The sequence below is a fragment of the Cryobacterium sp. TS_SC_7 genome (assembly GCF_056156285.1).
The window spans coordinates 1,678,470-1,691,119 of record NZ_CM149589.1 but is presented as its reverse complement, the minus strand read 5'-3'; the positions used below and the strand labels follow the sequence as shown (position 1 = coordinate 1,691,119).

General features: G+C 68.3%; 11 protein-coding genes. 8 read left to right on the top strand and 3 right to left on the bottom strand.

From position 1 onward, the window contains the following. The first annotated feature begins 173 nt into the window (after positions 1 to 173). Positions 174 to 1,676, top strand: a complete 1,503-nt coding sequence (gene guaB / locus AC0J5J_RS07775; RefSeq protein ID WP_134423759.1) for an IMP dehydrogenase — start codon at positions 174 to 176, stop codon at positions 1,674 to 1,676. Positions 1,677 to 1,684: 8 nt separating this feature from the next. Here the strand turns inward: guaB and AC0J5J_RS07770 are convergent, their stop codons facing one another. After that, positions 1,685 to 2,827, bottom strand: a complete 1,143-nt coding sequence (locus AC0J5J_RS07770) for a MalY/PatB family protein (RefSeq protein ID WP_474897384.1) — start codon at positions 2,825 to 2,827, stop codon at positions 1,685 to 1,687. 63 nt (positions 2,828 to 2,890) lie between these two features. Between AC0J5J_RS07770 and AC0J5J_RS07765 the strand changes: the two genes are divergently transcribed. From AC0J5J_RS07765 to guaA, 7 genes are all read left to right on the top strand, one after another. Further along, complete coding sequence (locus tag AC0J5J_RS07765; RefSeq protein WP_134423757.1) at positions 2,891 to 4,009, top strand: GuaB3 family IMP dehydrogenase-related protein; 1,119 nt, start codon at positions 2,891 to 2,893, stop codon at positions 4,007 to 4,009. A 101-nt stretch (positions 4,010 to 4,110) separates the two neighbouring features. Then, entirely contained in the window at positions 4,111 to 5,838 is a 1,728-nt protein-coding gene (locus AC0J5J_RS07760; RefSeq protein ID WP_474897382.1) for a glycerol-3-phosphate dehydrogenase/oxidase, read from the top strand. Positions 5,839 to 5,917: 79 nt separating this feature from the next. Then, positions 5,918 to 6,445, top strand: coding sequence for a cation:proton antiporter regulatory subunit (locus tag AC0J5J_RS07755; protein WP_134423755.1), 528 nt, complete (start codon positions 5,918 to 5,920; stop codon positions 6,443 to 6,445). A gap of 3 nt (positions 6,446 to 6,448) precedes the next feature. Then, on the top strand, positions 6,449 to 7,945 hold the full coding sequence (locus tag AC0J5J_RS07750) for a cation:proton antiporter (RefSeq protein WP_474897381.1): 1,497 nt from the start codon (positions 6,449 to 6,451) through the stop codon (positions 7,943 to 7,945). Further along, the gene (locus tag AC0J5J_RS07745) at positions 7,945 to 8,730 is read left to right on the top strand and encodes an SURF1 family protein (RefSeq protein ID WP_474897379.1); all 786 of its coding nucleotides are present in this window, start codon (positions 7,945 to 7,947) and stop codon (positions 8,728 to 8,730) included. Before AC0J5J_RS07750 ends, AC0J5J_RS07745 begins: the two co-directional genes overlap by 1 nt. A 9-nt stretch (positions 8,731 to 8,739) precedes the next feature. Next, positions 8,740 to 9,180 carry a DUF3817 domain-containing protein gene (locus AC0J5J_RS07740; protein WP_134423752.1) on the top strand — a complete coding sequence of 147 codons (441 nt, stop codon included), beginning with the start codon at positions 8,740 to 8,742 and terminating at the stop codon, positions 9,178 to 9,180. Continuing rightward, positions 9,177 to 10,769, top strand: coding sequence for a glutamine-hydrolyzing GMP synthase (guaA, locus tag AC0J5J_RS07735; RefSeq protein WP_474897377.1), 1,593 nt, complete (start codon positions 9,177 to 9,179; stop codon positions 10,767 to 10,769). Before AC0J5J_RS07740 ends, guaA begins: the two co-directional genes overlap by 4 nt. 423 nt (positions 10,770 to 11,192) lie before the next feature. Here the strand turns inward: guaA and AC0J5J_RS07730 are convergent, their stop codons facing one another. Continuing rightward, positions 11,193 to 11,999, bottom strand: a complete 807-nt coding sequence (locus AC0J5J_RS07730) for a Bax inhibitor-1/YccA family protein (RefSeq protein ID WP_134423751.1) — start codon at positions 11,997 to 11,999, stop codon at positions 11,193 to 11,195. A gap of 65 nt (positions 12,000 to 12,064) precedes the next feature. Continuing rightward, positions 12,065 to 12,613, bottom strand: a complete 549-nt coding sequence (locus tag AC0J5J_RS07725; protein WP_474897376.1) for a hypothetical protein — start codon at positions 12,611 to 12,613, stop codon at positions 12,065 to 12,067. Positions 12,614 to 12,650 lie beyond the last annotated feature (37 nt).

Sequence of the window (12,650 nt, the reverse complement as noted above, 5' to 3'; positions counted from 1 at the left end):
CTTTGTCGACAGTAAATGACGATTATGTCGCAAATGTTACGACGGGCACCGGCACTCCCTAGATTCTCTGTCGAGGAATGCATGGAGCGCAACGTCGCTTAACATTGACAAGCCGGACTTTGAGTTGGAACGCCGGTCTTTTTCCACTTTCTCGCATCTGTAAAAGGGGTTTCATGGATCAGCCAGATCCGTTCGGTTTCACCGGGCTGACGTACGACGACGTCCTTCTTCTTCCGGGGCACACCGACGTGATTCCCAGTGAAGCCGAGACCCTGTCTCGCCTGACGCGCCGAATCAGCGTGGCCACCCCGCTCCTGTCCAGTGCGATGGACACCGTCACCGAGACCCGGATGGCCATCGCGATGGCCCGCGAAGGCGGCCTCGGCGTGCTGCACCGCAACCTGTCGATCGCGGACCAGGCCGAGCAGGTCGACCTCGTCAAACGCAGTGAATCCGGCATGATTACCAATCCGGTAACAACTTCGCCCGATGCCACCGTCGCGGAGGTCGACGCCCTCTGCGGGCAGTTCCGCATCAGCGGCCTTCCCGTCATCGACGCCGACGGCGTGCTCGTGGGAATCATCACCAACCGGGACATGCGCTTCGTCTCCAGCACCAAGAAGCACACCACCCGGGTGCGCGAGGTGATGACCACGGCCCCGCTGATCACGGGCAAGGTGGGCATGGCCCCGATGGACGCCGTCGCCATCTTCGCCACCCACAAGATCGAGAAGCTTCCTCTCGTGGACGACCACGGCCGCCTCACCGGCCTGATCACGGTCAAGGACTTCGACAAGAGCGAGGAATACCCCTTCGCCACCAAGGATGACGCCGGGCGCCTGCGCGTGGGCGCGGCCATCGGCTTCTTCGGCGACGCCTGGCAGCGCGCCACCGCCCTGCTCGACGCGGGCGTCGACGTGCTCGTGGTCGACACCGCGAACGGCGACAGCGCCGGGGTGCTCGAGATCATCCGTCGCCTGAAGTCCGACCCGGCGTTCGAGGCGGTCGACGTGATCGGCGGCAACGTGGCCACCCGTTCCGGCGCCCAGGCCCTCATCGACGCCGGCGCGGACGCGATCAAGGTGGGCGTCGGCCCCGGCTCGATCTGCACCACGCGCATCGTCGCCGGCGTCGGCGTGCCGCAGATCACCGCCGTCTACCAGGCGTCGCTCGCGGCGCGGGAGGCCGGCATCCCGGTGATCGCCGACGGCGGACTGCAGTATTCCGGCGACATCGCCAAGGCCCTGGTTGCCGGAGCGGACACCGTCATGCTCGGATCCCTGCTCGCCGGCTGTGACGAGAGCCCCGGCGAACTCGTCTTCGTCAACGGCAAGCAGTTCAAGACCTACCGCGGCATGGGCTCGCTCGGCGCGCTGCAAAGCCGCGGCACCAAGACCTCCTACTCCAAGGACCGCTACTTCCAATCGGATGTCCCCTCCGACGACAAGCTCATCCCGGAAGGCATCGAAGGCCAGGTTCCCTATCGCGGACCGGTGTCCGCCGTGGCGTACCAGCTGATCGGCGGCCTGCGCCAGTCCATGTTCTACGTGGGCGCGCGCACGATCGACGAGCTCAAGCAGAAGGGCAAGTTCGTGCGGATCACCTCCGCGGGGCTGAAGGAGTCGCACCCGCACGACGTGCAGATCGTGGTCGAGGCACCCAACTACCGCCGCTAGAGCACGAGCTACACGACAGCGGCCAGCCGGGAGACCGCCTCGGCGAGCACCTCGGGCGAACAGCCGAAGTTGAGCCGGGCGAAGCCCCGCCCCGGTTCGCCGAACAGGGGGCCGGGGCTGAGCGCGACCCGCGCCTGTTCGAGCGCGACCAGGGCCGGGTCGCCACCCCAGCCGAGGCTGCGCAGGTCGAGCCAGGCGAGGTAGCCGGCGTCGGGCGGCCGGTAGCCGACTCCGGGAAGCTCCGCGTCGAGCAGGGCGGTGAGCAACCCGCGGTTGGTGTCGAGCGCCGCGATCGAACCGTCCAGCCACGACTCGCCGTGGGTGTAGGCGGCGATGCCCGCGATCAGGCCGAACTGGCTCGTGCGCCAGGACACCTCCCGCGGCAGGGGCGCGAGCGCGGCGCGCATCCGTTCGCCTGCCGTGACGATCACGGCACATTTGAGGCCGGCCAGGTTCCACGCCTTGCTGGCGCTGGTCACGCAGACGCCGTGGTCGGCGGCCTCGGGGGAGACGGTCAGGTAGGGCGTGAAGACGGCGTCGGCGTAGGTCAGCGGGGCATGCACCTCGTCGCTGACCACCGTGACGCCGTACCGTGCGGCGAGTACGGACAGTGCCGTGAGGTCTTCGACGGTGTGCGGATGGCCGACCGGGTTGTGCGGGTTGCTGAGCAGCACGGCGCGCACGTCGTTCTGGAACGCTCGCTCCAGGCCATCGAGGTCGAGGGTCCAGCCTGTCTGCCCGTTCAGGAGCGGGACGGAAACCACCTGGCCTGCGGCCTCGGGGACGAGGTCGAAGAACGGCGGGTACACCGGTGGCGTGATCGCGACCCGGTCGCCGGGCCGGATCAGCAGTCGCAGCGTCTCCACGATGGCCACGCTGACATCCGTCGTCGTGCTCACCTGTTCCGGGTCGACCGGCCAGCCCCAGCGGCGGCCGGCGAAGCCTGCGAAAGCCTCGGCGAGCCCGTTGACCGGAGCGACGTACCCGGTGTCGCTGCGCCGCACCGCCGCGATCAGCGCTTCGGCCACGGGTGCCGCAAGCGGGAAGTCGGATTCGGCGACGAAGAGCGGCAGAACATCGGCGGGAAAACTGCGCCATTTCATGCTCGTGCGCTCGCGCAGCAAGGACAGAGGGTCGGCGATGACGTCCATCACCTCAGGATGCACCTCGCGGCATCCGTCGTCGAGGAGCCTCGCTGCCTCTAAACTGAAGTCATGGAAATCGAGATCGGCCGCTCCAAGCGCGCTCGCCGCGTGTACGCCTTCGACGACATCGCGATTGTGCCCAGTCGGCGCACCCGCGACCCGGAGGACGTGTCCGTCAGCTGGACCATCGACGCGTACCAGTTCTCGATCCCGTTCCTCGCGGCGCCGATGGACTCCGTGGTGTCGCCGAAGACGGCCATCATGATGGGCCAGCTCGGCGGCGTCGGCGTGCTCGACCTCGAGGGCCTCTGGACCCGCTACGACGACCCCGAGCCTCTCCTCGCCGAGATCCGTGAGCTTCCCGCCGACCGGGCCACCGCGCGTATGCAGGAGATGTACGCCGAGCCGATCAAGCCCGAACTCGTCACCGCGCGCCTCGCGGAGATCCGCGCGGCCGGTGTGACCGTGGCCGGTGCCCTGTCGCCGCAGCGCACGCAGGAACTGTACGAGACCGTCGTCGCCGCCGGAGTCGACCTGTTCGTCATCCGCGGCACCACAGTCTCTGCCGAGCACGTCTCGCAGAACCAGGAACCCCTCAACCTGAAGAAGTTCATCTACGAGCTCGATGTGCCCGTGATCGTGGGCGGTGCGGCGACGTACACCGCGGCCCTGCACCTGATGCGCACCGGCGCGGCCGGCGTGCTCGTGGGCTTCGGCGGCGGCGCTGCCTCGACCACGCGCGCCTCCCTCGGCATCCACGCGCCCATGGCCACGGCCGTGGCGGATGTCGCCGGCGCCCGCCGGGACTACATGGACGAGTCCGGCGGACGCTACGTGCACGTCATCGCCGACGGCGGCCTCAACACCTCCGGCGACATCGTCAAGGCCATCGCCTGCGGCGCCGACGCGGTCATGCTCGGCACCGCCCTCGCCCGGGCGACGGATGCCCCCGGCGGCGGGTTCCACTGGGGTGCCGAGGTGCACCACCCGAAGCTGCCGCGCGGCCAGCGGGTCGAGGTCGGCGCCCTCGCGCCGCTCGAGACCATTCTCAACGGCCCGACGCCGATCGCCGACGGCACCGCGAACCTCGTCGGTGCCCTGCGCCGTTCGATGGCCACGACCGGCTATTCGGACCTGAAGGAATTCCAGCGCGTCGAGGTGGTCGTCGCTCCCTACCGGGGGAACTAGGCCGTCACCGGCCGGATCCGGCCCGGGGGGCGGTTGTCGCGCCGTACCGAGTGAACTAGCTTTTGTGTACACACCAGACCATCCGAAATGGGAGTGAGCACATGGCATCAGGCAACTCGGCGTCACGGTCCACGAAGCTGGGACCGGAAGAACGGGCCGCGGCCCTCGAACGGTTGAAGGGCAAGGAGCTCGACATCCTGGTCGTGGGCGGCGGCATCGTCGGTGCCGGCGCCGCACTGGACGCGGTCACCCGCGGTCTGAGCGTGGGCATCCTCGAGGCCAGGGACTGGGCGTCGGGAACGTCGAGCCGGTCGTCGAAACTGGTGCACGGCGGCATCCGTTACCTGGAGCAGGCCGATTTCCGGCTGGTGCGCGAGGCGCTGACCGAACGCGGGCTGCTCCTGCAGCGCATCGCCCCGCACCTGGTGAAGCCCGTGCGGTTTCTCTACCCGCTCCGGAAGCGGGTCACCGAGCGCTTCTATGTGGGCGCGGGCATGCTGCTCTACGACCTGTTCTCCTATGCGGGCGGGCGCCCCGGAGTGCCGCACCACCGCCACCTGTCCAAGCGTCAGGTGAAGGGGCTCCTGCCGAGCCTGAACACCGACACGATCGTCGGCGGCATCACCTACTACGACGGCCAGGTCGACGACGCGCTCTACGTGGCCTCGCTCGTGCGCACCGCCTCGTTCTACGGGGCGCATGCGGCCAGCCGGGTCCGCGTCGAAGGTTTCATCAAGGTCGGCGAGCGGGTCGTCGGCGTGCACGCCCACGACCTGCAGACCGGGGAGCGGTTCGACGTTCGGGCCCGTCAGGTCGTGAACGCGACCGGAGTCTGGACGGACGACACCCAGCGCATGGTCGGCGAACGCGGCACCTTCAAGGTGCGGGCGTCGAAGGGGGTGCACCTGGTCGTGCCCCGGGACCGGTTCCAGTCGGCGATGGGCCTGTTGCTGCGCACCGAGAAGAGCGTGCTCTTCGTCATCCCGTGGGGACGACACTGGCTGATCGGCACGACCGACACCGACTGGCACCTGGACAAGGCGCATCCCGCCGCCACGGCCGCCGACATCGATTACCTGCTCGAGCATGTGAACGCGGTGTTGCGGGTGCCGCTCACCCGGGAAGACGTCGAGGGCGTGTACGCGGGCCTCCGGCCGCTGCTGGCCGGCGAGTCGGAGAGCACCTCCAAGCTGTCGCGCGAACACCTGGTCGGGCACTCCGTTCCCGGACTCGTGGTGATCGCGGGCGGAAAATGGACCACGTACCGGGTGATGGCGAAGGATGCGATCGATGCGGCCGCCGACGCGCTCGACGAACGCGTGCCGGCCTCCACCACCCACGACATCCCCCTGCTCGGCGCCGAGGGCTACCAGGCCGCCTGGAACAAGCGCAGCCGGATCGCCCGGGCCTTCGGCCTGCACACCGTGCGCGTCGAGCACCTGCTCAACCGGTACGGCACCCTGACCGACGAGCTGCTCGACCTGATCCGCGCCACGCCGTCTCTCGCCGACCCGCTCCCGGGGGCCGACGACTACATCGAGGCGGAGGTGGTCTACGCCGCCACACATCTGGGTGCCCTGCACCTCGAAGACGTGCTGGCGCGCCGCACCCGGATCTCAATCGAGGCCTGGGACCGCGGGGTGTCCGCCGCCCCCGTGGCGGCCCGGCTGATGGCCGGCGTGCTCGGCTGGGACGAGGCCCGGGAAGAACGCGAAGTCGGCCACTATCTCAAGCGGGTGGCGGCGGAGCGTGCGTCGCAACAGCAGCCCGACGACGAGTCCGCCGACCGCGCGCGCCTCGAGGCCCCGGACATCGGGGTCACGAAGTAGGGGCGCACCCGCCGCATCCGTCACCCAAACTCGCTCCGGTAGACTGGCCTGACTGCCCACAAACCTCAGGAGTCGCACCATGGTTGACGTTCGGCGGGTCAAACTTCCCGGGGTGGGAGTGCTGCACACCTTCATTACGGATGACGGCGGCAAAGTCGGCGTCATCGCCCACCGCTCCGGGCACAGCGACCTCATCACCTTCGCGGACGACGAGGGCGGGCCCGACGCGGCCAAGGTGTCCCTGCGTCTGAAGGAAGACGAGGCGCACACCCTCGCCGAACTGCTCGGCGGCACCCAGATCACCGAGTCGCTCACCGCGCTGGACCAGATCCCCGGGCTCAGCATCGACTGGTTCACCGTGGACTACGAGGACCACATCGCCGGCCAGCCGCTGGGCAACCCCGCCGACCGCGGGATCGCCGGCCTCACGGTCGTGGCCGTCGTGCGCGGGGAGTCCGCCAACCCGGCGCCCGCCCACGACTTCCGTGTCTTCCCCGGGGACACCCTGGTCGTCGCCGGGTCTCCGGAGAAGGTCGCGAAGGCGTTCGCCTTCTTCCGCACCGGCGAGGTCAAGCCCAAATCCCTCGACGCGCCGCCCGGAGGATAGCCGATGCATCTCGGCGAAGACCTCATCACTCTTGGCATTCTGCTGGTCGTTGCGTATCTGCTCGGTCGCGCCGGAAAGCTGATCGGACTGCCGTCCATCCCGATCTACATGATCGTCGGACTGATGGCGAGCCCGAACAGCGGCTGGTTCCCGCTCGACTTCCAGTCGGCGGACATCGCCCTGATCGCGACGTTCGGGTTGATCCTGCTCCTCTTCAGTCTCGGCCTCGAATTCGACCAGGAGGCGTTCTTCGGTGACGCCGGAAAACTCCTGCTCTCCGGTGGCTCCTACGTTCTGATCAATATGGGAGTCGGCTTCGCGTTCGGCCTGATGGTCGGCTGGGGCAGCCGGGAGGCTCTCGTGATCGCCGGGATGACCGGCACCTCCTCGAGTGCCATCATCACCAAGCTCCTGATCGAACTGCGCCGCCTGGCGAACAAGGAAACCCCGATGATCCTCGGAGTGACCGTCGTCGGCGACATTTTCATCGCGGTCTACCTGGCGATCGTGTCCGTCGTGCTCAGCGGCAAGACCGAGGTCTGGCCGATCGTGCTGCAACTGAGCATCGCCTTCCTCTTCCTCGTCGTGATGTTCTCGGTGGCCCGCTGGGGGGCCAAGGTCGTGTCCCGGCTGATGCGCACCAAGGATGACGAGCTGTTCACTATCCTGTTCTTCGGGCTCGCCGTGCTGTTCGCCGGGATCGGCGAGATCATCGGGGTGACGGATGCGATCGGCGCCTTCCTGATCGGGGTGGTGCTCGGCGCGAGCACGTACCGCGGACGGATCGAACGCGTCGCCGTTCCCCTGCGCGACGTGTTCGGGGCCTTCTTCTTTCTCAACTTCGGTCTGGCGCTGAACGTGGCCGAATTCGGGTCGGTGATCACGATCGTCGTCGCGGCCGTGGGCATGACCTTCGTGCTGAGCCTGATCTCCGGCATGCTGATGGCCAAGCTGCACGGCATGGGCCCGCGGGAGGGGCTCAACACCGCGGCCATCTTCGTCAACCGCGGCGAGTTCACGCTGATCCTCGCGACCCTGTCGGTGACCGCGGGCCTCGATCAGCGGTTACAGCCCTTCGCCGGACTCTACGTGCTCACGATGGCGATCCTCGGGCCGATTTTCGCGGCGAACTCCGAGAAGATCGGGGCGGCCCTGCGCCGGCGCCGGGCCATCGTTCCGTCGCGGCAGCGCGCCCACGACCGGATGCTGGAAGAGGAAATCGCCCTGGTGGAGGCGGCCATCAAGGCCGACAGCGGCCCGGATGCGCAGCGCGCCGCCGACCGCCTCGCCGCCGACCGCCGCGGACGGCCTGCACCGCCGGCGCCGACCTCTCCCGACGCGGTCGGCGACCTGGATTCCGGCGTGGACGCCGACGCTGACGCTGACGCTGACGAACTCGCCGACAGCGACTCGATGCTCGATTTCATTTCCGGCCGGCTTCCCGCCGAAACCGGACCGGCCGACAAGCCGGTGCGCGACACGGCCTCAGGGGACTACTGATGATCAAGACCATGCTCCGCCCCCGGTGGCTGCTCGCCCTGCTCCTGGCGCTCGCCATCGCCGCGGCCTTCGCCCTCCTCGGCCGGTGGCAGCTCGAACGCGCCATCGCCTCCGGCGAGGTCGTGGAGCGCAGCACCGAAACCGTGCAGCCCCTCGACGCCGCCCTGCAGCCCGACGGGCCGCCCCGCGAGGCCGCCACCGGGCAGCTCGTCACGGTTGACGGTTCCTACCTGCCGGGCGATGAAACGCTGATCAGCGAACGTCTCAACGGGGGCGAGCTCGGGTTCTGGGTGGTGAGCCGCTTCGAGACCGCGGCAACGGCATCCGTGCCCGTCTCCACCATCGCCGTTGCTCGCGGCTGGGCGGCCTCCGAGGCGGAAGCCCGGGCGGCGATCGGGGAGCTCGCGGCCCAGCCGGCCCGGCAGCCGCAGAGCGTGACCGGTCGGTTCGTGCCCTCCGAGGCCCCGGCCGTGCCCGACGCCGACAGCGACCCGCAGACCCAGACCACCGTCTCCACCGCCGCGCTGATCAACCAGTGGACCGACTTCACCGACCAGTCCGTCTACGCCGGCTACATCGTCGACACGGATGCCGCCGCGAACCTGACCGTGATCGACTCGCCCGTGCCCGGCAACGACGCCTCGGTCAACTGGCTGAACATCTTCTACGCCCTGGAATGGGCGGTCTTCGCCGGCTTCGCGGTCTTCCTCTGGTACCGCCTGGTGCGGGACGACTGGGAACGGCAGATGGAACAGGCCGCCATCGACGCGGCGGAGGCCGTCTAGAATTGGCTTATGCCACTTGACCCCAAGCCTGCCGACATCCCCAAAATCCCCGGCGCGCTCCGGCTCTACAAGGTCTCCTCGGTCATCACCGGTGTCTTCCTGCTGCTGCTCTGCGTCGAGGTCTTCCTGAAGTTCGTGCTTCAGCTCGAAATCGAAGCGGGCGGCCCGAACGGGATCATCGCCCTCACCGCCCGGGACTCGGTGACCGCGTTCAACGTGAGCACCGGCATCCTGATTGTGCACGGCTGGCTCTACGTGCTCTACCTGTTCAGCGACTTCCAGCTCTGGAGCCTGATGCGCTGGTCATTCCCCAAGTTCCTGCTGATCGCACTCGGAGGCATCATTCCTACCCTGTCCTTCTTCCTCGAGGTGCGCGTTGCGCGCGAGGTCAACGCCTTCCTGGCGACGCACGCCGACACGTCTGCCGCCGCGGCGAAGGCCCGTCCGTGAGCGCCGCTGTGAGCGCGCAGACCGGCGCACGCCCCGTTCTGGTGGTCGACTTCGGCGCCCAGTACGCGCAGCTGATCGCGCGCCGCGTGCGTGAGGCATCCGTCTACTCCGAAATCGTGACCCACTCGATCACCGCGGCCGAGGTTGCCGAGAAGAACCCGCTCGGCATCGTGCTCAGCGGCGGGCCGTCCAGCGTCTACGCCGAGGGTGCCCCCACCTTCGACCCGGCCATCTTCGACCTCGGCATTCCGATCCTGGGCATCTGCTACGGCTTCCAGGTGATGGCAACGACCCTCGGCGGTGAGGTGGCCCGAACCGGCCAGAGCGAGTACGGCGCGACCCCGGTCAGGGTCACCGACAGCGGCAACGCGCTGCTCGCCGGCCAGCCGGCCGAGCAGACCGCCTGGATGAGCCACGGCGACTCCGTGTCGAAGGCCCCCGCGGGATTCACCGTGCTCGCCTCCACCGAGTCCACCCCCGTCGCCGCGTTCGCGAACGACGAGCGCCGCCTCTACGGTGTGCAGTGGCACCCCGAGGTCAAGCACTCCGAATTCGGCCAGAACGTGCTCGAGAACTTCCTGCACCGCGCCGCCGGCATCCCCGCCGACTGGAACAGCGGCAACGTCATCGCCGAACAGGTGGCCCGCATCCAGGCTCAGGTCGGCACCGGCAAGGTCATCTGCGGGCTGTCCGGCGGCGTCGACTCCGCCGTGGCCGCCGCCCTCGTGCACAAGGCCATCGGCGACCAGCTCGTCTGCGTGTTCGTCGACCACGGCCTGCTGCGCCAGGACGAGCGCCGCCAGGTCGAGGAAGACTATGTCAAGGCCACCGGCGTGCGCCTGGTCACCGTCGACGTGCGCGAGCAGTTCCTGACCGCGCTCGAGGGCGTCAGCGACCCGGAGACCAAGCGCAAGATCATCGGCCGCGAGTTCATCCGCACCTTCGAGCAGGCCCAGGCCGAGCTGATCAAGGAGGCGGCAGAAACTGATGGCGACCCGATCCGCTTCCTCGTGCAGGGCACCCTGTACCCGGACGTCGTCGAGTCCGGCGGCGGCAGCGGCACGGCCAACATCAAGAGCCACCACAACGTGGGCGGGCTGCCGGAAGACCTGCAGTTCGAACTGATCGAACCGCTGCGCACACTGTTCAAGGACGAGGTGCGGGCGATCGGCGCCGAGCTGGGACTGCCGGCCGAAATCGTGCAGCGTCAGCCGTTCCCCGGACCCGGCCTGGGCATCCGCATCGTGGGCTCGATCACGCAGGACCGGCTCGACTTGCTGCGCCACGCGGATGCGATCGTGCGCGCCGAGCTGACGGCCGCCGGCCTCGACCGTGAGATCTGGCAGTGCCCGGTGGTGCTGCTCGCCGACGTGCGCTCCGTGGGCGTGCAGGGCGACGGCCGCACCTACGGGCACCCGATCGTGCTGCGCCCGGTGTCGTCGGAAGACGCCATGACGGCCGACTGGACCCGCCTGCCGTACGACCTGCTGGCCCGGATCTCGAACCGGATCACGAACGAGGTGGATGGGGTGAACCGTGTCGTGCTCGACGTCACGTCGAAGCCGCCGGGGACCATTGAATGGGAGTAGGGGACTGCTCCTCGCTCTTGCTGTGAAAAGAAACACCCTCGACTTCTGGTCGGGGGTGTTTTTTCATTCGGCAGGGGGGGCGGGGAGTGGGCGGGTCGCTCCTCAGCTCAGACAATGGGCGGTCGGGAGCACCCCTCCGCTTCGCTCCGGGGTGCTCCCGACCGCCCATAACTCGACACCCCGCGACCCGCCCACTCCCCGCTGCGCTGCGCTTCGCGGTCGCTCGGACGCGCAGGTTCGGGTGAGTGTTGCCGTTCCGGTCGAGAGTGACCGGTATTGCGGGCACTCTCGACCGGAACGGGCACTGTCGCGCGGATGGTGGGGGAGAGAGGGGGAGCTTGGTGCGAGGGCGGACGAACGAAGGGCCGCTCCTGGGGGCGGCCCTTCCGGGTGGTGCGGTGGTGCGGTGGTGCGGGGTGGGCGCTACTCGCGGGCGATGGCGAAGATGCGCAGCATCTCGATGTAGAGCCAGACGACGGTCAGCATGATGCCGAAGGCGCCGGTCCAGCCGTACTTGCGCGGGGCGCGGTTGTTGACGCCGCGCTGGATGAAGTCGAAATCGAGCACCAGCGAGTACGCGGCCATGATCACGGCGAGGACGCCGATCAGGAGGCCGATCGGGATGCCGAAGATCTCCGCACTGCGGAGGCCGAAGGCGTTATCGGTCGCGCCGAAGACCATCATGCCGAAGTTGATCAGCGAGAACACGCCGTAGCCGATCATTGCGATCATGAAGACCTTGGTGGCCTTGGCCGAGGCGCGGATCTTACCGTTGGCGAAGAGGGCCAGGGTGACGCCGACGACGACGAGCGTTGCGAGAACGGCCTGGGTGACGACACCCGGGTAGATCTGCTCGAAGACGATGGAGATGCCACCGACGAAGAGGCCCTGGGCCGCGGCGTAGGCCAGGATCAGGGGCGGCGACGGCTCCTTCTTGAACGCGTTGACCAGGCCGAGCACCAGCCCGGCGATCGCACCGACGATGAGCGGAAGCATCGTCACCGGCGTGACGACCCAGCCGATGGCTGCGGTCACGAGCAGGAGGGCGAAGCTGAGCACCGTCTTGCGGAGGGTGTCGTCGTAGCTCATGCGATCGGTGTCCTGCGAGCCGGCCGACGGAGCGTTGAACATGCTCTGCAGGTCGCTGTCGGAGAGCACCTTGCCACCTGCAGTGGCGCCAGGAGCGCCGAACGCGGCGTTTCGGGAGAATGCGGGGTTGGAGGATGCCATGGTTGCCGTAGCTCACAATCACGTGGGTAGGGGTGGAGCCAGCATCGGAGGACGCTGGAGCGTTCCTAGATTCTATTCAGATCTGCTGGGGATCCGCCGTATTCACTGTGGGCGGCGTGCGGGGACCGGGGCCTCCGGGGCCTCCTCCACCCCGCCAGCCACCAGGCGAGCCACGCGCCGGCCACGGCAGTGGAGAACCCGAGCAGGTAACCGACCCAGTTCTGTTCGTAGTCGGTCAGGGTCTCCTTGATCAAAAAACTCATCACGATCGACGGGATCAGGGCGAGATAGCCTGACCAGGGGCGGTGGCGAACGAGCAGCCAGCACGCCAACAGCGCCGCGAAGGCTCCGTTGAAATCGGCCCCGCCCAGCAGCAGGATGCTGGAGAGCACGGCTGGAACCAGGACCGTGAGCCGCCGCCACAGCGCACCCGGCAGCACGAGCCAACCCACGACCTGCAGGGGAACGCCGACGGCGAGGAAGAGCAGGCTGTAGGTGCTGGTGAAGATCGTGGCCAGCACCCCGAGCACGACCAGCGTCAGGCCGGTGACGCAGCGTGCGCGATAGTCGCCCCAGCGGTGCCGGCGGGCGGAGGGAGCGGTCCAGGGTGTCATCGCCTCGATTCTGGCAGTTGCACGCGTAGGGTTGGCA